Origin of the sequence: Rahnella contaminans, assembly GCF_011065485.1 — a bacterium.
Lineage (GTDB): Bacteria > Pseudomonadota > Gammaproteobacteria > Enterobacterales > Enterobacteriaceae > Rahnella > Rahnella contaminans.
Genome location: NZ_JAADJS010000005.1, coordinates 354,852 through 377,836, shown reverse-complemented (window position 1 = coordinate 377,836; position 22,985 = coordinate 354,852). Strand labels below are relative to the sequence as shown.

Sequence of the window (22,985 nt, the reverse complement as noted above, 5' to 3'; positions counted from 1 at the left end):
TCCTGGTTAGCTATTTATTTCTTATTACAGCCGGGATTCAACCCAGGCTTCTACTGTTGCCAGTGCAGCCGGTAATGCCTGAACGTCACTTCCCCCTGCCTGCGCCATATCAGGACGACCACCGCCTTTACCACCCACCTGCTGGGCGACAGAAGCAATCAGATCCCCTGCTTTGACGCGATCCGTCAGATCTTTCGTGACGCCCGCAATCAGGCTGACTTTATCGTCAGCGATGGTTGCCAGAACAATAATCACTGAACCCAACTGATTTTTCAGGTCATCAACCATCGTACGCAGAATTTTAGGCTCTACGTTATCCAGCTGACGGACCAACAGCTTAACGCCTTTCACTTCTTTCGCCTGGCTGGAAAGTGAAGCACTCTCCTGCGCAGCTTGTTGCCCTTTCACCTGCTGAAGTTCTTTTTCCAGCACACGGGAACGTTCAATCAGAGTACGGATTTTATCAGTAATGCTGTTCACATCACCTTTCACCATGTGCGCAACATCTTGCAGCAAATCACTTTGCTGATGCAGTGCATTAATGGCGTTTTCACCGGTAATCGCTTCGATACGACGAACACCTGCTGCCGTGCCTGACTCACTCTGAATACGGAACAGGCCGATATCACCCGTACGGCTGGCGTGTGTCCCCCCGCACAGCTCGGTGGAGAAATCACCCATGGTCAGCACGCGCACGCTGTCTTCGTATTTTTCACCAAAGAGCGCCATCGCACCTTTTTCTTTCGCTTCATCCAAATCCATGATGGTGGTCTGAATTGGCAAGTTACGACGGATTTGCGCATTCACCAGATCTTCGACCTGACGAATCTCTTCCGGCTTCATCGCTTCGAAATGCGAGAAGTCGAAACGCAGATAGTTATCGTTTACCAGCGAGCCTTTCTGAGCAACGTGCTTGCCCAGTACCTGACGCAGTGCAGCGTGCAGCAAGTGAGTCGCGGAATGATTCAGACGAATACGTTCGCGACGCTCAACGTCAACTTCGGCTTCAACGCTGTCACCAACGCTCAGTTTGCCTGCGCTCAGCGAGCCCTGATGACCAATGGCCTTGCCATATTTTTGGGTATCAGAAACGTCGAACGTGCCGGCAGCCGTTTTCAGGATGCCTTTATCGCCAACCTGTCCGCCGGACTCGCCGTAGAATGGTGTGTCATCCAGAACGACGATAGCGTTATCGCCCGCCTGAATTTCATTTACTGGCTGACCATTGATGAACAGCGCCACAACTTTGGAATGACCTTGCAGATGCTCATAACCGGAGAACTGCGTAACACCGTCAACACGTACCATGCTGTTGTAGTCCGCGCTGAAACCACTGGACTCACGTGCGCGACGACGCTGAACTTCCATCGCTTTTTCAAAACCGGCTTCGTCAACTTTCAGATTGCGCTCGCGGCACACGTCCGCAGTCAGATCCAGCGGGAAACCGAAGGTGTCGTACAAACGGAAAGCAATCTCACCGTCCAGCGTATCGCCTTGCAGAGAAGATAATTCATCGTCCAACAGCGCCAGACCACGCTCCAGTGTACGGGCAAACTGCTCTTCTTCAGTCTTCAGCAACTGCTCAACCATGGCTTGCTGTTCTTTCAGCTCAGCCGCAGCCGGGCCCATCACGTCAATTAACGGAGCAACCAGTTTGTAGAAGAAGGTCTCTTTCGCGCCCAGCATATTGCCGTGACGGATCGCACGACGAATGATACGACGCAGCACGTAGCCACGGTTTTCATTCGATGGGATCACGCCGTCTGCAATCAGGAAAGCGCAAGAGCGAATATGGTCAGCGATAACGCGCAGAGATTTGCTGGTCAGATCGGTCGCGCCAGTGACGCCAGCAACGGCGGCGATCAGTTTCTGGAACAGGTCGATGTCATAGTTTGAGTTCACATGCTGCATAACAGCGGTGATACGCTCAAGCCCCATCCCGGTATCGACGGAAGGTTTAGGCAGTGGCAGCATGGTGCCGTCAGACTGACGGTTGAACTGCATGAAAACGATGTTCCAGATTTCGATGTAACGGTCGCCATCTTCTTCAGCAGAACCCGGAGGGCCGCCCCAGATATGGTCGCCATGATCGTAAAAAATTTCGGTGCAAGGACCGCAAGGACCGGTATCACCCATCTGCCAGAAGTTGTCAGAAGCGTAAGCGCCGCCTTTATTATCGCCAATGCGGATAATACGTTCTTTTGGAACGCCGACTTCTTTTTCCCAGATTTCAAACGCTTCGTCGTCAGTCTCATAGACGGTGACCCAAAGCTTTTCTTTCGGCAGATTAAACCAGTTTTCGCCGGTCAGTAATTCCCAAGCGTAGTTGATTGCGTCGTGCTTGAAGTAATCGCCGAAGCTGAAGTTGCCCAGCATTTCGAAGAAGGTGTGGTGACGGGCGGTATAGCCGACGTTTTCGAGGTCGTTGTGTTTACCACCTGCACGCACACAACGCTGAGATGTGGTGGCACGGCTGTAGTCGCGTTTATCCAGACCGAGGAAAACGTCTTTAAATTGGTTCATCCCGGCATTGGTAAACAACAGTGTCGGATCGTTTGTCGGGACAAGCGAACTGCTTGAAACAACGTTGTGTCCCTTACTATGGAAGAAATCGAGAAACGCTTGACGGATCTCAGCGGTGCTCTTGCTCATAAATATCCCGGAATCATGCTGGAAGAACGGCTCTTGAGCCGGATAACGCTGCATATGGCAGCAATCTGTACAGCTCACGAACGAAAAAGTGCGGATAAGATAAAATTTCTGCGCAGGGAAGTAAAATACCGTATGCGGTCAATCGTCAAAATCGCGATAAATCGACTGTATTTCTTCCTGAAAGAAGCCTCGGTAAAGCAAATAACGCAGAACTTTCGATTTTTCTTTCCAGTCTTTCGGTAAATTTTCTCCAAACTTTCTGACGGCAATATCCCGCGCCAGAACACACCAGTCAACCTCCGTTTCCTCCAGTGCCGTCGATATGATTTCTTTATCGACACCTTTTTGCAGTAATTCCGAACGAATACGTTGTGCCCCGTAGCCTTTATTGCTGCGACCGGAAATATAGCGACTGGCAAATTTGGCATCATCAAGCCAGTGATGCTGGTAGCAATAGTCGATAACTGCCTGTACATGTTCCTCTGGGATCTCTTCCGGCACCGGGCGTGGTTCCGGGCGCGCCTTTACCGCATTATCTTCATCAAAGGCATTTTCGTCTGGTCGTTTACGTGAAGACCAGCGGCTTTGTTTATTTTGGGGTTTTACAAAGGGGACTGGCGGGATAAGCAGTTTGCGGCGCAGTTCAGCTTCACCGTGATCACGCTGAGACAGCAGACGCATCGCGCGGCTGATCAGTGTATTAATTTTCGCCGCATTGGCGTCTTTTTCCTGAGGTGCAAACAGTGTGGATTCATTGTTTTGTTCAACTTCTTCAAGAAGTCGTTTCAGATCGATGACATTTTGATTCGGTGCTTTTTCAGTGGACATCGGAGTCCCTCAGATATGCAAAATGCCAGCCTGAAACCAGGCTGGCATTTTATCGACTGTGACGTCAGATAACCGCGAAATTAAAACTCTTCGCTGGTTTCCATGTTGTCGTCAGCGTCTTCAGCTGTCGTGGCAACGCTCAGTTCGCCGGTGCCGCTCAGCAGCAGGTCACGCAGTTTTTTGTCCAGCTCAGCAGCTACTTTCGGGTTTTCTTTCAGGAAGTTGCAGGAGTTTGCTTTACCCTGACCAATCTTCTCACCGTTGTAGCTGTACCATGCGCCGGCTTTCTCGATCATCTTGTGCTTAACGCCAAGGTCGATCAGCTCGCCGTTGATGTTGATGCCTTCGCCGTACATGATCTGGAATTCGGCTTGTTTGAATGGTGCAGCAATTTTGTTCTTCACCACTTTCACACGCGTTTCGCTACCGACAACCACATCACCTTCTTTGATAGCGCCGATACGACGGATATCCAGACGAACAGAAGCATAGAATTTCAGTGCGTTACCGCCGGTTGTGGTTTCCGGGTTACCGAACATCACACCGATTTTCATACGGATCTGGTTGATGAATATCAGCAAGGTGTTGGCGTTTTTCAGGTTACCCGCGAGTTTACGCATTGCCTGGCTCATCATACGTGCCGCGAGGCCCATGTGTGAGTCGCCGATTTCGCCTTCGATTTCAGCTTTCGGTGTCAGAGCCGCGACGGAGTCAACGATGATAACGTCAACCGCACCTGAACGGGTCAGCGCATCACAAATTTCCAGCGCCTGCTCACCGGTATCCGGCTGAGAACAGAGCAGGTTATCGATATCCACGCCCAATTTCTTAGCGTAGATAGGATCCAGTGCGTGTTCCGCATCGATAAACGCACAGGTTTTGCCTTCACGTTGTGCAGCAGCGATAACCTGCAAGGTCAGCGTCGTTTTACCGGAAGATTCCGGCCCGTAGATTTCCACGATACGACCCATTGGCAAACCGCCAGCGCCTAACGCGATATCCAGAGACAAAGAGCCGGTAGAGATCGTTTCCACGTCCATAGAGCGATCTTCACCCAGACGCATGATGGAGCCTTTACCGAATTGCTTTTCAATCTGGCCCAGTGCTGCAGCTAACGCCTTTTGCTTATTCTCATCAATAGCCATTTTTACTCCTCGTCTGATACAGGGGAACATCCAACCTGCATCACTGAATATAATTTATGTACAGGTAATTGGCAGTAATTATACTGTATGCTCATACAGTATCAAGCCTAATTTTGCAGAAACTCAGATAACGCAGTTTGTAGCGAAAAAACAGCAGCTTGCAAACGTACTGCTTCTCGATCGCCAGAAAATTGTTGTTTTGTCGTCACGACACGCCCGTCTTTACCAGCGAAGCCAAACCAGACCGTGCCGACAGGTTTTTCTGCTGAGCCGCCGTCAGGCCCGGCGATGCCGCTGACCGAAAGGGCCACATCCGCACCCGCGGCGTGCAATACACCCTGCGCCATTTCATGCACTACCTGCTCACTCACCGCGCCATATTGCTCAAGCGTACTTTCAGACACGCCGAGCAATTCATGCTTGGCCGCATTGCTGTAAGTAACAAATCCGCGATCAAACCAGGCCGAGCTTCCGGCAATGTCCGTAATGGCCTTGGCAATTAATCCGCCCGTGCAAGATTCCGCGCAGGTGATCCACAATCCCTGAGATTTAAGCTCAGTGCCGATTTCTGCACTCAATTCATGTAAACGTTTTTCGTCCATATTCCATCCTGGCGGGTCAGCTGAATTCAACCTGATGTTAGCATTTCTCTTTCGCTGTGTGAGTCCCGTCGGTGCGTTTTGCGCGATGTATTCAGAATTGGAATAAAAGGCAAAAAGAAGGGCCACAACAAGCGGCCCTCCGTGATAAAGCAGGAAATCAGGTTCAGCGCGCCGCTTTCACCGCTTCACCCAACTGCCATACCGCCATCGCATAATGCACGCTGTGGTTGTAACGGGTGATGGTGTAGAAGTTTGGCAGCCCGTACCAGTACTGGTAACTGGTGCCCATATCCAGACGCAACAGGCTCGCTTCCTGATAACCCCCCAGAGAACCCAGCGGGCTAAGACCCGCCGCCGTCAGCGTATAAAGTGGATATTTTGTCTTGAAGCCATTCTCCAGCAACGGTGCCTGCCCGGCGGCTGGCACCGCAATGGGTGCGCCTTTCGTCCATCCGTGCGCCTTGAAGTAATTGGCTACGCTGCCGATAGCATCAATCGGATCCCACAGATTGGCATGGCCGTCGCCGTTAAAGTCCACGGCATAATCTTTATAAGAAGATGGCATGAACTGACCGTAACCCATCGCACCCGCAAACGAACCGCGCAGGCTCAGCGGATCGTCCCCCTCACGACGGGACATCAGCAGAAAGGTTTCTAGCTCGCCGGAGAAGTAATCCGCCCGGCGCGGATAGGCAAAGGATAAGGTCGCCAGCGCATCGATAATGCGGGTTTTACCCATGACGCGGCCCCAACGGGTTTCGACGCCGATAATACCGACAATGATTTCCGGCGGTACGCCGTAAACCTGCTCCGCACGCTGCAAGGCATCCTGATACTGATTCCAGAACACGACACCATTCTGGACGTTATCCGGCGTAATAAATTTGCTGCGATAACGGTTCCAGGCACCATTTGGCACGGTTGACGGCGGGCCAGATGGCGCTTGCTGATCCATCAGACGTAAAACGAAGCCCAGTCGTTTCGTTTGCGCCAGCACATCATGCAGTTGCTGGCGATCAAAACCATGCTCGCTGACCATTTTGTCCACAAACCGGTTCATGGCCGGATCGTACGCGAAATCACCGGACTGCACTGCGCCAGTATGTTCGGGTTGCAACAGAAAGCCCCCGCTGGGAACCGAATTGCCGCTGGCATTTCTTCCGTCAGAGAAAGGATTGCGCGGGCCTTCAGGCTGAGCCGGAGGCTTATTACTGCTACAAGCAGAAAGTGTTAAAACCAGGGGAATAATGACTGCCAGGAGGCGCATCGGATATCCGTAACCATGCAATAAAAGAGGTGGGGGATATGGTAGAGCATTATCAGGGCCGAAAAAACTGAAAATAAACGTCTTTACAACGATGCACGAAGATCCTGATCCACGGTGATTTGCGGAGCATTACGCAACTTCAAAACGCATCGTGGTTTTTTACCTCTACTCACGTTAGGATCCGTTGTAAAGTCGTTGCCCCGGGCGGTACGAGCCAACAGGATGATTTAAAATTGAATGAAATCAAGAATAAAGGTAGTGATATGAGCGGGCTGGATGCTCACACCCCCATGATGCAGCAGTACCTGCGTCTTAAGGCGGAGAACCCGGAAGTTCTGCTGTTTTATCGTATGGGGGACTTCTACGAACTGTTTTATGACGATGCAAAACGTGCGTCTCAGCTGATGGATATTTCCCTGACCAAACGTGGCGCTTCGGCGGGCGAACCGATTCCGATGGCCGGTGTGCCTTATCACGCCGTTGAAGGCTATCTGGCCAAGCTGGTGCAACTGGGCGAATCCGTCGCCATCGCTGAACAGATTGGCGATCCGGCGCTGAGCAAAGGGCCGGTTGAGCGCAAAATTGTGCGGATCGTGACGCCAGGCACGGTCAGTGATGAAGCCTTACTGAGTGAGCGTCATGACAACCTTCTCGCGGCCATCTGGCAAGACGGACGTGGCTTTGGCTATGCGACGCTGGATATCAGCTCCGGTCGTTTTCGTGTCGCTCAGCCAGACGATCTGGAAACCATGGCCGCTGAATTACAGCGTACAAATCCGGCAGAACTTCTGTATCCGGAAAGCTTTGAAGCCATGCCGCTTATTGCTTCCCGCCGCGGCCTGCGCCGTCGTCCGATGTGGGAATTTGAGCTCGAAACCGCAAAGCAACAGCTGAATCTCCAGTTCGGCACCCGCGATCTTAGCGGGTTTGGTGTGGAACAGGCCACTCAGGCACTCCGCGCCGCCGGTTGCCTGCTGCAATATGTAAAAGATACCCAGCGCACCGCCCTGCCGCATATTCGTGGCGTGACGATGGAGCGCCAGCAGGACGGCATCATTATGGATGCGGCGACGCGCCGTAATCTGGAGCTGACACAAAATCTGGCAGGTGGTGTGGAAAATACGCTGGCGGCAGTCCTGGATCAGGCCGTCACACCGATGGGCAGCCGTATGCTCAAACGCTGGATCCACATGCCAAGCCGCGACATCAAAATGCTGACCCATCGTCAGCAGGCAATCGGAGCATTACAGGATCTGACCGCCGACTTGCAGCCCGTGCTGCGTCAGGTCGGCGATCTCGAACGTATTCTGGCGCGCCTTGCCCTGCGCAGCGCACGGCCACGCGACCTCGCCCGTATGCGTCATGCGTTACAGCAACTGCCCGAGATCCGGGGGATTTTGCAAGATGCTGACGCCGCGCATGTCGCTACACTGGTGGAGCAAACCGGTGAATTTACAGAGCTGGTCGAACTACTTGAACGTGCGGTTGTTGAAGCTCCGCCGGTTCTGGTGCGTGACGGCGGTGTGATTTCGCCAGGCTATAACGCGGAACTGGACGAATGGCGCGCACTGGCTGACGGCGCAACAGACTATCTTGACCGTTTAGAAATTCGCGAACGCGAGAAGTTGGGCCTGGAAACGCTGAAGGTCGGATTTAACGGTGTACATGGTTATTACATCGAAGTGAGCCGCCGCCAGAGCCATCTCGTTCCTATTCATTATGTCCGCCGTCAGACGCTCAAAAACGCCGAGCGTTACATCATACCGGAACTGAAAGAGTATGAAGATAAGGTTCTGACCTCCAAAGGCAAAGCCCTGTCGCTGGAGAAAGCGCTGTACGAAGAGCTGTTTGATTTGCTGATGCCGCACCTGCCCGCTCTGCAGCAAAGCGCCAGTGCGCTGGCCGAGTTGGATGTTCTGAGTAATCTCGCAGAACGTGCCTACACGCTCAGTTATACCTGCCCGACAATGAGCGAGAAACCCGGCATCAACATCACCGGTGGCCGCCATCCGGTCGTGGAACAGGTACTGAAAGAACCGTTTATTTCCAACCCGCTGAACATGTCTCCGGTGCGCCGGATGCTGATCATCACCGGCCCGAATATGGGCGGTAAAAGTACCTATATGCGTCAGGCGGCGCTGATTGTTCTGATGGCGCATATTGGCAGCTACGTTCCTGCGGATACTGCGGTTATCGGCCCCGTAGACCGGATATTCACCCGCGTCGGCGCCGCAGATGATCTGGCTTCTGGCCGTTCAACCTTTATGGTGGAAATGACCGAAACCGCGAATATTCTGCATAACGCCACGGAAAACAGCCTGGTGCTGATGGATGAAATCGGGCGCGGCACATCGACCTACGACGGTTTATCGCTTGCGTGGGCGTGCGCCGAGAATCTGGCCAGCCGCATTAAAGCTATGACGTTGTTCGCGACCCATTATTTCGAGCTGACGACGCTGCCGGAAAAAATGGAAGGAACGGTCAATGTTCACCTGGATGCCATAGAACACGGCGATACCATTGCGTTTATGCACAGCGTGCAGGATGGCGCTGCCAGCAAAAGTTACGGTCTGGCCGTCGCGGCGCTGGCGGGTGTCCCGCGTGATGTCATTAAACGTGCTCGCCAGAAACTGAAAGAGCTGGAAACGTTGTCCAGCAACGCCGCCGCCAGCAAAGTGGATGGTCCGCAACTGACGCTGCTGGCAGAAGAAGTGTCGCCTGCAGTAGAAGCGCTGGAATCTCTGGACGCGGATTCTCTCTCGCCACGTCAGGCGCTGGAATGGATTTACCGTCTGAAAGATATGGTGTAGAAGCCGCGGCGGCTGGCGGCAGAAATGAAAAACGGTGGGGATTAACCCACCGTTTTTTTGATATCGAACTGTCTTTCCGGCGAACAGTTTTTCTTAACGAAAAGCTATTCGCGGAACAGTGCTTCGATGCTCAGCCCTTGCCCCTGCAGAATTTCACGCAGGCGACGCAGACCTTCTACCTGAATCTGACGAACACGTTCACGTGTCAGGCCAATCTCACGACCCACATCTTCCAGCGTCGCAGCTTCATAACCTAACAGGCCGAAACGACGTGCCAGAACTTCACGCTGTTTTGCATTCAACTCGAATAACCACTTCACGATACTCTGTTTCATATCGTCGTCTTGCGTGGTGTCTTCAGGGCCGTTGTCTTTTTCATCTGCCAGAATATCTAACAGCGCTTTCTCTGAGTCACCACCCAACGGGGTATCTACAGAGGTAATACGCTCATTCAGGCGTAACATACGGCTGACGTCATGCACCGGTTTGTCGAGTTGCTCAGCAATCTCTTCGGCACTCGGTTCATGGTCCAGTTTGTGTGCAAGTTCGCGTGCGGTACGCAGATAAACGTTCAGTTCTTTAACGATGTGAATTGGCAAACGAATGGTACGGGTTTGATTCATGATCGCCCGTTCAATCGTCTGACGGATCCACCATGTTGCATAGGTAGAGAAACGGAAGCCCCGCTCAGGGTCAAATTTTTCAACCGCACGGATCAGACCCAGGTTGCCTTCCTCGATCAAATCCAGCAGTGCCAGACCGCGATTACTGTAGCGGCGGGCAATTTTAACCACCAAACGCAGGTTACTTTCAATCATACGGCGGCGGGAAGGCACATCTCCCCGCAACGCGCGTCGTGCAAAATAAACTTCCTCTTCTGCGGTCAGCAGAGGGGAATAACCGATTTCACCGAGGTACAGTTGAGTTGCGTCCAGCACTCGTTGGCTTACAGCCTGCGACAACAATTCTTCTTCAGCATCGTTGTCGGCAGTCTCTTCGACTATTGCTTTCTCGTCAAAGGCTTCAGCGCTGTTCTCATCGAAATCTACATCATCATGTAACTCGTTAACTTTCAGCGTATTCTGACTCATAAGCTGCTCCTACCCGTGGTCCCGAGGGCAGAATCGATGCTCTGCCCGGATTTATCGCTGCGGAAGATAACGCAGCGGGTTTACGGATTTCCCCTTGTAACGAATTTCAAAATGCAATCTTACTGAACTGGTTCCGGTGCTACCCATCGTCGCTATTTTTTGTCCCGCCTGCACTTCTTGTTGTTCCCGGACCAGCATTGTATCGTTATGTGCATAGGCGCTCAGGTAATCATCATTGTGTTTGATGATGATTAGATTACCGTAACCGCGAAGAGCATTACCGGCATAAACAACGCGCCCCGAGGCAGTTGCTACGACAGCTTGTCCACGCGAACCAGCGATATCGATCCCCTTATTTCCCCCTTCAGCAGCTGAGAAATTATCGATAATTTTCCCGTCAGTCGGCCATTTCCAGGAGGAAACCGGACCGCCATTATTCGTTGATGTGGCGACGGGAGTGCTGGCTACAGCAACAGGTGTTGTGGTGGTGACTGCACCTGATGTAGGCAACATCTTACCTACATTCTGTTTACCAGAAGATTCAGAATACGTGGTAGTTGGTTGAGATGCAACCACAGAACCTGTGAGCATTCCCCCAGTAGGAACTTTCGGAACACCGCTATTTGTGGCGTCGGTGACGGCCGTCGTACTGCTCGTGCTGGCGGCAGAAGAAACGTTATTTATCTGGACTGTTTGACCCACTTCGAGGCTGTACGGAGCAGGGATATTATTGCGCGCAGCAAGGTCCCGGAAGTCATTGCCGGTGATCCATGCGATGTAGAATAAGGTGTCTCCGCGCTTCACCTGATAGGTGCTTCCGCTGTAACTTCCCTTAGGGATCGAGTTATAGCTGCGGTTGTACACAATGTGTCCGCCTGGGCCGACGGCAGGCGCCATTTGCGGAGGGGAATTCAGAGTATTCTGACTGCTACTGCCGCTGTTTCCGCCGCCATTAACGCTGCTGATCGGCGCGGATGTGTTGGAATTGTTCGAACATCCCGCCATCCAGGCACTGATAAATGTACACACTGCAATGCGGCTTAGTGTTTTTATTGGGCTTCCCGTGCTCATATTTTCCCCCGTTACGGCAATCTCAGAATATCTCTTTATCCGCGCACACCGCGCCAACTGGCGCATTTCGTGTCATCAGACACTGTACGCGCAGGCAACATACCCGTTCAGGTTTTCTCCCGGAACGGACCGTGCCATAAAAAACTGTAGTGGATGCTATCAACATCGCCAGTACAGCACCATATAACAGTTGTATTTAAATTTTAAGGGGTTAGTCCTGCGCGCGTCAGGGTTCAGGCCAGTTCGCCTTTCACCAGCGGCACAAAACGGACAGCTTCTACGGTCTCCGCAACAAAATCATCACCACGTCGGGTGACGCGCTGGAGAGTCTGGCTTTCTTCGCCGACGGGCAACACCATCACGCCTCCCTCCTCGAGTTGTTGCAGTAAATCTTGAGGTATTTCAGGCGGTGCAGCGGTAACAATGATGGCATCAAACGGGCCACGTGAAGGCCACCCCTGCCAGCCATCGCCGTGACGTGTGGAGACGTTATGCAAATCGAGCTGCTTGAGACGTCTTTTGGCCTGCCACTGCAACCCTTTGATACGCTCAACCGAGTACACATGTTCAACCAGATGCGCCAGAATGGCCGTCTGGTATCCCGATCCGGTGCCGATCTCCAGCACGCGGGATGTCGGCGTCAGGCGCAGTAATTCCGTCATTCTCGCCACGGTATAAGGCTGAGAAATGGTCTGGCCTGAGCCAATCGGCAACGCGGTATTTTCGTAAGCTTTATGCTGAAACGCCTCATCCACAAAGCGCTCACGCGGTACGGACTCGATGGCATGCAGCAGTTTTTCATCATGAATGCCCTGCAGCCGGAGTTGCTCCAGCAGGTTATACATCGGCTTATTCACCATTCGCGCTCACCCCGGCCTTTTCCAACCATGAGACCACGACATCCTGAGCCGCGTAGGCGGTCAAATCCACCTGCAATGGCGTCACGGAAACATAACCTTGCGCGACCGCCGCAAAATCGGTGTCAGGTGCGACGTCAAACTTATCGCCCGGCGGACCAATCCAGTACAAGTCTTGTCCGCGCGGATCCTGCTGACAAAATACCTGCTCAGCAGGATGGCGGCTACCGCAACGCGTCACCTTAATCCCTTTGATTTCGGAAAGTGGCAGGTCCGGAACGTTAATATTCAGAATTTTGCCAGTACGAAGAGGTTCGCGCGCCAGCGCCCTGAGCAGCTGGCAGGTAATAATCGCTGCCGTGTCATAATGCTGATGACCGTCGAGTGAAACCGCCAGCGCAGGAAATCCCAGATGACGCCCTTCCATGGCCGCCGCGACGGTGCCGGAATAAATCACATCGTCGCCCAGATTCGGGCCTGCATTGATGCCGGAAACGACAATATCCGGCTTCGGGCGCATCAGCGAATTGACGCCGAGATACACGCAATCGGTCGGTGTACCGTTGATGACTGCGGTATCGCCGTTCGGATAGGACTGAATACGTAACGGACCGTCGAGCGTCAGCGCGTTTGACGCGCCGCTCCGGTTACGGTCAGGGGCGACCAGCTTTACATCCGCAAATTCACGTAGCGCGCAGGCCAGTGCCTGAATGCCGGGAGCCAGTACGCCGTCGTCGTTACTCAGTAATATCCGCATTCATTTCATCCAGATGCATCAGTTCACGCACTACGCTGGTGGCATAACTGCCCGCCGGTAGCCAGAATTTAAGTTCCAGAGTGACGTCATCCCAGCGCTGCCATTTCATTTGCAAAGGCTGGAGCATAATGGCTCGACGCGCAGGTTCAACACGCTCGCGTTTGAGCAGTGAAAGCAAATCTTCCTGCCCGGCCAGACAAGCCAGCTCAAAGACTTCGGCCTCTTCTGACGTGCCTAACGGCCCGTCACCCGGCAACGGCGCCGTCACCAGCAGTTCTCCGCTTTCGACACGCGGTTGCAGCGATTCAAACTCTTCCGCTTTCGCCACAAACCAGCTTCCGCGGCCACTGAGTTGCAACGCATCGCCCAGTATTGCCTGACGGACGGTGCCTTCCGCCAGACGCTGACTGGCGACAATGTTAAACATCGCACTGCGGCTGGCGGATAAATAGAAACTACGTTTGGCGCGCTCTTTAGGGCGTGCTTCATTGGTTGCCCAGCGTTTCGCCTGCACCAGATTATTGCCGCCGCGGCCAAAACGCTGCGTGCCGAAGTAGTTCGGTACGCCCTGCTCAACAATTTTCGCCAGACGTTCTTCGACATTATCGATGTCACTTATCTGTCGCAAAACCAGCGTAAACGCATTGCCTTTCAAGGTTCCGATACGCATTTTCTTGCGATGTCGCGAGGCACGGATCACTTCACAACCTTCGAGATTGAACTGGCTCAAATCAGGATCTGCCTTACCGGGCAGATGCAGGCAAAACCACTGTTCCGTTACCGCGTGCCGGTCTTTAAGCCCTGCGTAGCTGACATCGCGCGGATGCACTTTGGCAAAACGCGCCAGCTGCTCGGCAACAAACTGCGTGTTGCAGCCATTTTTACGGATCCGCACTAAGAGATGTTCACCTTCGCCATCCGGTTCAAAACCCAAATCCTCTTCGACGATAAAGTCTTCCGGATTGGCTTTCAGCAGGCCGGTGGCGGTGGGTTTACCCAGCAACCAGGTGAGACGGGACATATCTATCATGCGGTAATCTTCCACAACATCATTCCTTAATCAGCAGTGCAACGGCTTCGCAGGCGATACCTTCGCCGCGGCCGGTGAAGCCCAGTTGTTCAGTTGTGGTCGCCTTGACGTTGACGTCGTCCATATGGCACTGCAAATCTTCGGCCAGGAATACGCGCATTTGCGGGATGTGCGGCGCCATTTTCGGTGCCTGAGCGATGATCGTGATATCGAGATTGCCCAGCTTGTAGCCTTTTGCACGAATGCGGCACCAGGCTTCACGCAGCAGTTCACGGCTGTCCGCGCCTTTGTAGGCCGGGTCGGTGTCCGGGAAAAGCTTGCCGATATCACCCAGCGCTGCCGCGCCCAGCAGTGCGTCAGTGGCCGCATGCAGCGCAACGTCGCCGTCGGAATGCGCCAGTAACCCCTGCGGATAAGGAATACGCACACCACCGATCACCAGCGGGCCTTCGCCGCCAAACTTATGTACATCAAAACCGTGACCGATACGCATTATGCGTTCTCCTCCTGATACAAGCGGGTTAAGTAGAATTCAGCCAGTGCCAGATCTTCTGGTCTGGTGACTTTAATATTATCGGCCCGCGCCGGGATCAGCATAGGATGAAAACCACAATATTCCATTGCGGAAGCTTCATCAGTGACCACAGCGCCTTCATTCAGTGCGCGGCGCAGGCAGGTTTTCAATAATTCGAGAGGAAAGAATTGCGGCGTGAGCGCATGCCAGAGTTCCTGACGATCCACCGTATGGGCGATCGCATGCGCGCCGGGCTCACCACGTTTCATGGTGTCACGAACTGGTGCGGCGAGGATCCCGCCAGTTTTGCTGACCGCAGAAATGGCCAGAAGGTTTGTCAGATCATCGGGATGCAGACAAGGACGCGCCGCGTCATGCACCAGCACCCAGCCATGATCCCCCGCGGCCTCAAGGCCTGCCATCACAGATTCGGCGCGCTCATTTCCGCCGGTAACCAGCTGGATCCGTGGATCGCTGGCGACGGGTAACTGCCGGAACTGAGTGTCATGCGGGCTCAGCGCCACGATAACTTTGGTGACGTTGCTGCTGTGCAACAAGGCACGGATCGAGTGTTCTATCAGCGTCTTACCACCGATAGTCAGGTATTGCTTGGGGCATTCGGCCTGCATACGGCTGCCGATTCCGGCAGCCGGTAACACGGCAATGACCTCTGGAAGGGAAACTGCAGTATGGCTCATGGCTATTGATTCGGGTTGCTTTGCGATACGGTGCTGCCCGGCGCTCGTTTGTTGTCAGGCACCAGGCGATAGAAAGTCTCACCGGGCTTGATCATGCTCAGTTCGTTGCGTGCGCGTTCTTCGATCGCTTCCTGACCGCCGTTCAAATCGTCGATTTCTGCGAAAAGTTGATCATTACGTGATTTCAGTTTGCCGTTATTAACTTGTTGCACCTGAACGTCATCGTTTACACGAACGTAGTCGTGAATACCATTCTTGCCCAGCCACAGTGAATACTGTAGCCAGCCAAGTAAAATCAGTAAAAGCAGTGTTAGTTTGCCCATCCCCGCCCCCTAAAAAAGCCGGACAATCATCCCACAACTTTCCCTCTGACTCCACTGTGGCAGGGTAAATGCCTGCGAGAATCAGACTTACGCACTCAATTATGGGTGAGAATGACACAATGGGTTACATCGTGAAGGAGAATTACAGGGAAAACCGCCTGAAAAACGCAGGGCCGTCGGACGACATCCCCGAAGAAAAGGAACCGGAAAAGAGTCTGCCTGACTCACCAGCCCGATAGAAATGAGAAGACCGTCCAGAACATGCTGATAACGCAGATTGCGCTGGTAACCGACGTTTTAAACCAGCCACCACGAAAGAACATACTGAGCGCAATGCCAATAAGAACGGATACAGGCATGAGCGCCAGAAAGAAAGGCCAGGTGTAGAGCAGGAAAAACAGGGTATTGGAGCCATAGACCATAAAAGGGATTGCAAAGGCCAGCCAGTAAAAGACGAAGCCAATGAACCCGCCCTGCATAGAGTAGGACGGCTCGTCGATGTCTGAACTGTTTGTGACCTGCGCCAGCCTCTGATAGCGGGTGTTTTCGACCCGGATCCGGCTGACAAGTCTGCTGAGTAAAGCTTGCATAGATGATCCCTGTATTCAGTGTAAACCGGCACGCTCTCTGGCGTTTGGCCGGCAAACATTCAGGGATTGATAATAGCGCGCTGACGCATCACATCTAATAATTGGGGAACCAAATGTGTTACCAATTGTTCACCATTAAGATGCACATCCGGCACTTCCGGCGGCTGATATTCAGAGTCAATTCCGGTGAAATTCTTCAGTTCACCCGCGCGCGCTTTCTTGTATAAACCTTTAGGATCACGCGCCTCGCAAATCGCCAGCGGCGTATCAACGAACACTTCAATAAATTGCCCTTCCCCGAGCAAATTACGCACCATGTCCCGCTCAGCGCGATGAGGAGAAATGAAGGCGGTCAGCACGACCAGACCGGCATCCACCATCAGTTTTGCCACTTCACCAACGCGCCGGATGTTTTCGCGACGGTCGTCATCCGTAAACCCTAAATCACGGCAAAGCCCGTGGCGGACGTTGTCACCATCAAGCAGATACGTGCTGATACCCTGCGCATGCAGCGCCTGTTCCAGTGCACCCGCCACCGTGGATTTCCCCGAGCCCGAAAGCCCGGTGAACCACAGAACTGCGCCGCGATGACCATGCTGTTTCTCGCGATCCGCGCGCGTCACCGCGTGCGGATGCCAGACAACATTATCGTCTTTTAAGAAGGAGCCGTTATGCAACGCCATCTTATTTTCCACCCAGCAAATCGCGCGCGCCCCAGTGCGGGAAGTGGCGGCGAACAAGGCTGTTCAGTTCCAGCTCAAACGCGCTGTATTTATCCGCTTCCTGATAAACTTCTTCCAGCGCTTCGCGAACCAGACCAGCGCCCACGGTCACGTTCGTCAGGCGATCGATAAAGATCATCCCGCCGGTCACCGCGTTGCTCTGGTAATTATCCAGCACCAGCGGTTCGTCAAAGGTCAGTTCGACCAGGCCGATACCGTTGAGCGGCAGGTTTTCCACCACGCGCTGAGTCAGTGAGTTGATCTCGACCTGATACTCAATATTTTCCACGCGCGCACGGGCTTTCTTGCCACCAACTTTGATGTCATAGCTCTGGCCGACGCTAAGCGGTTGCTCCGCCATCCACACCACGTCCACTTTCGCATTCTGCACCGGTTTAACGGTTTCATCCGCGTCCACCAGCGTATCGCCGCGGCTGATATCACGTTCATCGGCCAGCACCAGCGTGATCGCCTCGCCTGCCCAGGCTTCCTGCAAATCACCGTCAAAGGTCACGATGCGTGCCACGGTAGATTCCACACCTGACGGCAGAACTTTTACTTTCTGACCGACGCGGACAGACCCCGACGCCAGCGTACCGGCATAACCGCGAAAATCGAGGTTTGGACGGTTCACATACTGCACCGGGAAACGCATCGGTTGCTGTTCGCGAATGTTAATAATGTTGACCGTTTCCAGCACGTCGAGCAGCGTTGGTCCGGTATACCAGCCCATTTTTTCGCTTGGCGTCGCCACGTTATCGCCTTCCAGTGCGGAAAGCGGTACAAATTTGATGTCCAGATCGGTCGGCAGCTGCTGAGCGAAATCCAGATAATCCTGTTTAAATTGCTCGTACACAGACTCGCTGAAATCGACCAGATCCATTTTGTTCACAGCCACAACCAGATGGCGGATCCCCAGCAAAGTGGCGATAAAGCTGTGGCGACGGGTTTGATCCAGCACACCTTTACGGGCGTCGATCAGCAGGATCGCCAGATCGCAGGTCGATGCACCGGTCGCCATATTACGGGTGTACTGTTCGTGCCCCGGCGTATCCGCGATGATGAACTTACGCTTTTCAGTGGAGAAATAACGGTAAGCAACATCGATGGTAATACCCTGTTCGCGTTCCGCTTGCAGGCCATCAACCAGTAAAGCCAGATCCAGTTTTTCGCCCTGCGTGCCGTGACGCTTGCTGTCATTGTGCAGCGAGGACAGCTGGTCTTCGTAAATCTGGCGGGTATCGTGAAGCAGACGCCCGATCAGCGTACTTTTGCCATCATCGACGCTGCCACAAGTCAGGAAGCGTAGAAGGCTTTTGTGTTGCTGAGCGTGCAGGTAAGCTTCGACGCCGCCCTGCTCCGCGATTTGTTGTGCAATTGCATTATTCATTAGCTGCGGCTCCTCAGAAGTACCCTTGACGCTTTTTCAGTTCCATCGAACCGGCCTGATCGCGGTCGATCGCCCGTCCCTGACGCTCACTGGTCGTGGAAACCAGCATCTCTTCGATGATTTCCGGCAGCGTTTGCGCTTCGGATTCCACGGCACCGGTCAGCGGCCAGCACCCCAGCGTACGGAAGCGCACCATTTTCTTCTCGATCACTTCGCCCGGCTGGAGATCAATACGATCGTCATCCACCATCAGCAGCATGCCGTCACGCTCGAGAACCGGGCGCGGCGCAGCCAGGTAGAGCGGAACGATTTCAATATTTTCCAGATAGATGTACTGCCAGATATCCAGTTCAGTCCAGTTGGAGAGCGGAAACACGCGGATACTTTCGCCTTTGTTAATCTGGCCGTTGTAGTTATGCCACAACTCCGGACGCTGGTTTTTCGGATCCCAGCGGTGAAAACGGTCACGGAACGAGTAAATACGTTCTTTGGCACGGGATTTTTCTTCGTCACGGCGTGCGCCGCCGAAAGCCGCGTCAAAACCGTATTTGTTCAGCGCCTGTTTCAGTCCTTCGGTTTTCATGATGTCAGTGTGTTTGGCACTGCCGTGAACGAACGGGTTGATGCCCATCGCCACGCCTTCCGGGTTTTTATGCACCAGCAGCTCGAAACCGTAGTTTTTCGCCGTACGGTCACGGAATTCGTACATTTCGCGGAATTTCCAGCCGGTGTCCACATGCAACAGCGGGAACGGCAGCGTGCCCGGGAAGAAAGCTTTGCGAGCCAGGTGCAGCATCACCGAGGAGTCTTTCCCGATGGAATACATCATCACCGGGTTGGCGAATTCAGCAGCCACTTCACGGATGATATGGATACTCTCCGCCTCCAGTTGCCGCAAATGAGTCAGTCGTTTTTCGTCCATAACAGATCCTTTAAGCCAAATTCACAACCGACGGGCGTTGAGTCCCGTCAGTTTCAGGATGATGCCCAAACCACGCCAGTTGCTGATGAAGTGCCACCACTTCACCAATCACCAGCAGCGCCGGTACCGGCGCCTTTTGAGCCAGATGTTCAAGATTATCGAGCGTTCCGGTCAGCACCTGCTGATCGGCTCGCGTTCCCCGTCCGATGACCGCGACAGGTGTCGTTGCTGCACGTCCGTGAGCGATCAGCTGCTGGCTGATTTCAGCCGCTTTGAGCGTGCCCATGTAAATCGCCAGCGTTTGTTTTCCTTTGGCGAGCGTCTCCCACTGCACGCCGTTATCATCAGAGCGGCAATGCCCTGTCACAAACATCACGCTCTGCGCGTAATCACGATGCGTCAGAGGGATGCCGGCATACGCCGTTGCGCCAGCGGCAGCGGTGACACCCGGAACGACCTGGAAAGGAATTCCGGCCGCTTTCACCGCCTGGAGTTCTTCACCGCCACGTCCGAAGATGAACGGGTCGCCGCCTTTCAGGCGCACGACTTTTTTCCCCTGCTGAGCCAGTTCGACCAGCAGACGGTTGGTTTCTTCCTGCGACACCGAGTGGCTGCCCGCTCGTTTGCCGACACAAATTCTGTCCGCGTCACGGCGGACTAAATCCAGCACGTCGTCGCTGACCAGATAGTCGTACAACACCACATCAGCCTGCTGCATAACCTGCAAACCGCGTAAGGTGAGCAATCCTGCATCACCCGGCCCGGCACCGACCAGCGTGACATTGCCGTTTTGCGCGATGTCTTCCGCACTTTCTAACTGTTCTTGCAACGCTTTCTCCGCCTGTGCGAGTTTCCCCGCAGAAGCCAGACTGGCGAAGCGACCGGCAAAAGCCTGCTCCCAGAACCGACGGCGTGCACGCATGGAACTGAACTGCGCTTTGACCCTGCCGCGCCAGCGACCGGCGATTTCCGCCATTTGCCCCAGGCTGTTTGGCAGCAACGTTTCGAGTTTTTCACGCAACATTCTTGCCAGCACCGGCGCTTTACCCCCGGAGGAAACCGCGACCACAATCGGCGTGCGGTCAACTATCGAAGGAAAGATAAAGGAACACTTAGGCTGATCGTCAACGACGTTCGCCAGAAGATGACGCTGACTGGCCTGTTCGAACACTTCCGCATTCAGCGCGGCGTCATCAGTGGCAGCAATCACCAGAAACACATCATTGAGCTGCTCTGGCAGAAATGCCTGCGCCAGCCAGCTGACTTCATTGGCATGCTCACGTTGTTCCAGCTCGGGGGAAAGTGCCTGTGCAACTATCCGAACTTGTGCACCCGCCCGCAGGAGAAGATCTATTTTGCGGGCAGCGACTTCGCCACCACCAACAACCAGCACCGGGCGTTGTTTGAGGTCGGCAAATATTGGTAGATAGTCCACAAAGGCCTTTATTGATTATCAGGATTAATCATCAAACTATACGTGCAGGCAATAATTGATCTGAAATGACGAAAAGGAATGATTAGTTACTAAATGGAATATAGCGCGCCGTCAGGGGCTGCTTTTTTTATACTCCGGCCAGCCTGAATATTTTTCATGAACTCTTCCGGCCGTTCCGGGCGACAAAAAGAGCGGTTTGAGATAACGGGAAATTGTCTATTAGCGCCGACAATCGCATACTATATCGCCCACAAAGACCGCCACACGCGGCCTGTCAGGTGTAGTGCCCTTTCCGGTCATATTGACCCGCAAACAAGGATTTTTGGCTATGTTTTCTTTTTTACGCATGAAGCGGACGCTGCTCGCCATCGGGTTGAGCGGCGTCTTAATGAGTCATGCGGTGGCTGCTTCGTCGCCACTTCCGGCGATGGGTGAAATCGCCAGTCAGCAAATTCGTCATATCGCAACCTATTTTCCGGGACGCATGGCAGGCAGCCCTGCTGAACTTATCGCGGCAGATTATCTGAATCAGCAATTCAATAAATTAGGGTATAAAAGCGATCTGCGCGGATTCGATACCCGCTATCTGTACACCAGCAACGACGGCAAAAAAAACTGGCAGAATATTCACGCCACGTCCGTTATTGCCGCGCGCCCCGGCGACGTTCCGCAGCAGATTATTGTGATGGCGCACTTTGATACTTATGTGCCGCAAAGCGACAGCGACACCAACCATAATCTCGGCGGCCTGACCTTGCAGGGTGTGGATGATAACGCGTCAGGCGTCGGTGTGATGCTTGAGCTGGCCGAACGCATGCAGGCCATTCCCACACATTACAGCCTGCGCTTTGTGGCGCTGAGTGCCGAAGAAACCGGTGCGAAAGGTGCGGAGGATTTTGTGAACCGCATGAGCGCTGAAGAGAAGAAAAACACACTGCTGGTGATCAATCTGAATTCACTGATTACCGGCGACCGGTTGTATTTCAACAGCGGCGTGAATACCTCTGCGGCGGTGGCAAAACTAACCCGCGTCCGCGCCATCAAGATTGCGCACAGTCTGGGGATCCCGGCGGAAAGCCATGACAATACGCATTGCTGCGACGGCATCGGCGCACTGGATGAAGCGCGATTACCGCTGCTGAACGTGACGGCCACGAATTATGCATTAGGCAAGAAAGATGGCGAGCAACAACGCGCCGTCAGCAGCCACTTCCCGCTGGGCACAACCCGCTATCAGAGCCAGTTCGATAACCTGCAATATCTCGATACCGCGCTGCCGGGCCGCATTGAAAAACGCTCGCGGGATACCGTGAAAGTGTTGTTCCCGCTGCTCAGGGATCTGGCGAAACCGGCGAAACACGCCTGATTTAAAGAAGAGTCGTAGAGACGCTAATAACAGGAATCCCCTAAATAATTCGGGTTGCAGGAAGGCGGCAAGTAAACGCATCCCCTTGAGCATAGATAACCATGTGACCGGGGTATGTGCACGCAGCCAACGCATCTGCAACTCGAAGTATGACGGGGATTTACTCGTGCAGGCCGCACTCTCGTTTAAGCCCAAAGAAACGCGTTTCTTCTTCCTTCATCCCTTCTTCCCACTTTTTCGTGGTATGGGTATCGCCGACGGAAAGATAGCCCTGATCCCACAGCGGATGGTAGCTGAGGCCATGTTCTTTCAGGTACTGGAAGACCTGACGGTTATCCCAGTCAATGATCGGCAGGATTTTAAACACACCACGCTGAACCGCCAGAACCGGCAGATGCGCACGGCTGCCGGACTGTTCGCGACGCAGACCGGCGAACCAGGTCTGCACGCCGAGCGTCTGAATCGCACGATTCATCGGCTCAACTTTATTGAGGTGGTTGTACTTCTCAATGCCTTCGACGCCCTGCTCCCACAGTTTGCCGTAACGCGCTTCCTGCCAGGCAGGCGATTGCTCCGCACGGAAGATCTTCAAGTTCAGGCTGAGCTGCTCAGTTAACGAATCAATGAACTGGTAGGTTTCCGGGAACAAATAACCGGTATCCGTGAGGATCACCGGAATGTCCGGTTTCTGCTGCGTCACCAGATGCAGGCTCACGGCCGCCTGAATACCAAAGCTGGAGGACAACGCAAATTCACCGGGCATATTCTCCAGTGCCCACTGCACACGCTCCTGTGCAGACAGTTTTTCAAGGCTGACGTTAATTTCCGCCAGCGCCAGGGCCTGTCCGGACTTCGGCATGTCGTTCAGTTCGGCCAGAGTCAGATTCAATGAACTCATGGTGCCTCCTGTCAGTC

The 22,985-nt window shown here is 53.7% G+C and carries 21 protein-coding genes; 2 read left to right on the top strand and 19 right to left on the bottom strand.

The genetic code is table 11. The features are described 5' to 3' along the window. Nucleotides 1–24: 24 nt before the first annotated feature. The 5 genes from alaS to mltB form a co-directional block, all read right to left on the bottom strand. Nucleotides 25–2,652: an alanine--tRNA ligase gene (gene alaS, locus GW579_RS20940; protein ID WP_165061548.1), complete on the bottom strand. Its 2,628-nt coding sequence runs from the start codon at nt 2,650–2,652 to the stop codon at nt 25–27. Nucleotides 2,653–2,790: 138 nt separating this feature from the next. Next, nucleotides 2,791–3,357 carry a recombination regulator RecX gene (gene recX / locus GW579_RS20935; protein WP_193333076.1) on the bottom strand — a complete coding sequence of 189 codons (567 nt, stop codon included), beginning with the start codon at nt 3,355–3,357 and terminating at the stop codon, nt 2,791–2,793. Nucleotides 3,358–3,560: 203 nt separating this feature from the next. Further along, entirely contained in the window at nt 3,561–4,625 is a 1,065-nt protein-coding gene (recA, locus tag GW579_RS20930) for a recombinase RecA (RefSeq protein ID WP_152324006.1), read from the bottom strand. A gap of 107 nt (nt 4,626–4,732) precedes the next feature. Further along, nucleotides 4,733–5,227, bottom strand: a complete 495-nt coding sequence (gene pncC, locus GW579_RS20925) for a nicotinamide-nucleotide amidase (protein WP_165061545.1) — start codon at nt 5,225–5,227, stop codon at nt 4,733–4,735. 163 nt (nt 5,228–5,390) lie between these two features. Next, nucleotides 5,391–6,494 carry a lytic murein transglycosylase B gene (gene mltB / locus GW579_RS20920; RefSeq protein WP_165061542.1) on the bottom strand — a complete coding sequence of 368 codons (1,104 nt, stop codon included), beginning with the start codon at nt 6,492–6,494 and terminating at the stop codon, nt 5,391–5,393. 263 nt (nt 6,495–6,757) lie between these two features. Here mltB and mutS point away from each other — a divergent pair, with 263 nt between their 5' ends. Then, nucleotides 6,758–9,304 carry a DNA mismatch repair protein MutS gene (gene mutS / locus GW579_RS20915; RefSeq protein WP_152324072.1) on the top strand — a complete coding sequence of 849 codons (2,547 nt, stop codon included), beginning with the start codon at nt 6,758–6,760 and terminating at the stop codon, nt 9,302–9,304. Nucleotides 9,305–9,408: 104 nt separating this feature from the next. Here mutS and rpoS read toward each other — a convergent pair whose 3' ends face one another. The 13 genes from rpoS to cysG all read right to left on the bottom strand — a co-directional run bounded on the left by rpoS (nt 9,409) and on the right by cysG (nt 20,704). Then, nucleotides 9,409–10,395, bottom strand: a complete 987-nt coding sequence (gene rpoS / locus GW579_RS20910) for an RNA polymerase sigma factor RpoS (RefSeq protein WP_095923512.1) — start codon at nt 10,393–10,395, stop codon at nt 9,409–9,411. A gap of 51 nt (nt 10,396–10,446) precedes the next feature. After that, entirely contained in the window at nt 10,447–11,466 is a 1,020-nt protein-coding gene (gene nlpD / locus GW579_RS20905) for a murein hydrolase activator NlpD (RefSeq protein WP_152324009.1), read from the bottom strand. Nucleotides 11,467–11,699: 233 nt separating this feature from the next. Then, nucleotides 11,700–12,326 carry a protein-L-isoaspartate(D-aspartate) O-methyltransferase gene (locus GW579_RS20900; protein ID WP_152324010.1) on the bottom strand — a complete coding sequence of 209 codons (627 nt, stop codon included), beginning with the start codon at nt 12,324–12,326 and terminating at the stop codon, nt 11,700–11,702. Next, on the bottom strand, nt 12,316–13,080 hold the full coding sequence (gene surE / locus GW579_RS20895) for a 5'/3'-nucleotidase SurE (RefSeq protein ID WP_165061540.1): 765 nt from the start codon (nt 13,078–13,080) through the stop codon (nt 12,316–12,318). The genes GW579_RS20900 and surE overlap by 11 nt, the downstream gene beginning before the upstream one ends. Continuing rightward, nucleotides 13,061–14,107 carry a tRNA pseudouridine(13) synthase TruD gene (gene truD / locus GW579_RS20890; protein ID WP_165061632.1) on the bottom strand — a complete coding sequence of 349 codons (1,047 nt, stop codon included), beginning with the start codon at nt 14,105–14,107 and terminating at the stop codon, nt 13,061–13,063. The genes surE and truD overlap by 20 nt, the downstream gene beginning before the upstream one ends. A 22-nt stretch (nt 14,108–14,129) precedes the next feature. Continuing rightward, a complete protein-coding gene (gene ispF, locus GW579_RS20885; RefSeq protein ID WP_165061537.1) occupies nt 14,130–14,603 on the bottom strand; it encodes a 2-C-methyl-D-erythritol 2,4-cyclodiphosphate synthase in 474 nt (157 codons plus the stop codon). After that, nucleotides 14,603–15,322, bottom strand: a complete 720-nt coding sequence (gene ispD, locus GW579_RS20880; RefSeq protein WP_152324013.1) for a 2-C-methyl-D-erythritol 4-phosphate cytidylyltransferase — start codon at nt 15,320–15,322, stop codon at nt 14,603–14,605. Before ispD ends, ispF begins: the two co-directional genes overlap by 1 nt. Nucleotides 15,323–15,324: 2 nt before the next feature. Next, nucleotides 15,325–15,645, bottom strand: a complete 321-nt coding sequence (ftsB, locus tag GW579_RS20875) for a cell division protein FtsB (RefSeq protein WP_152324014.1) — start codon at nt 15,643–15,645, stop codon at nt 15,325–15,327. A 224-nt stretch (nt 15,646–15,869) separates the two neighbouring features. Continuing rightward, entirely contained in the window at nt 15,870–16,235 is a 366-nt protein-coding gene (locus GW579_RS20870; protein WP_165061534.1) for a DUF3561 family protein, read from the bottom strand. Between the two features lie 59 nt (nt 16,236–16,294). Then, nucleotides 16,295–16,918 (bottom strand): adenylyl-sulfate kinase, encoded by a 624-nt coding sequence (cysC, locus tag GW579_RS20865; protein ID WP_152324016.1) that lies wholly within the window; start codon nt 16,916–16,918, stop codon nt 16,295–16,297. Between the two features lies 1 nt (nt 16,919). Then, nucleotides 16,920–18,347: a sulfate adenylyltransferase subunit CysN gene (gene cysN, locus GW579_RS20860; RefSeq protein ID WP_165061531.1), complete on the bottom strand. Its 1,428-nt coding sequence runs from the start codon at nt 18,345–18,347 to the stop codon at nt 16,920–16,922. Between the two features lie 13 nt (nt 18,348–18,360). Further along, nucleotides 18,361–19,269, bottom strand: coding sequence for a sulfate adenylyltransferase subunit CysD (gene cysD / locus GW579_RS20855; RefSeq protein WP_101078459.1), 909 nt, complete (start codon nt 19,267–19,269; stop codon nt 18,361–18,363). A gap of 10 nt (nt 19,270–19,279) precedes the next feature. Continuing rightward, nucleotides 19,280–20,704 (bottom strand): siroheme synthase CysG, encoded by a 1,425-nt coding sequence (gene cysG / locus GW579_RS20850; RefSeq protein ID WP_165061528.1) that lies wholly within the window; start codon nt 20,702–20,704, stop codon nt 19,280–19,282. 328 nt (nt 20,705–21,032) lie between these two features. Between cysG and GW579_RS20845 the strand changes: the two genes are divergently transcribed. Further along, a complete protein-coding gene (locus GW579_RS20845) occupies nt 21,033–22,070 on the top strand; it encodes an aminopeptidase (RefSeq protein ID WP_165061525.1) in 1,038 nt (345 codons plus the stop codon). Between the two features lie 160 nt (nt 22,071–22,230). Here the strand turns inward: GW579_RS20845 and GW579_RS20840 are convergent, their stop codons facing one another. Then, nucleotides 22,231–22,968 (bottom strand): phosphoadenylyl-sulfate reductase, encoded by a 738-nt coding sequence (locus GW579_RS20840; RefSeq protein ID WP_152324020.1) that lies wholly within the window; start codon nt 22,966–22,968, stop codon nt 22,231–22,233. Nucleotides 22,969–22,985: the final 17 nt, after the last annotated feature.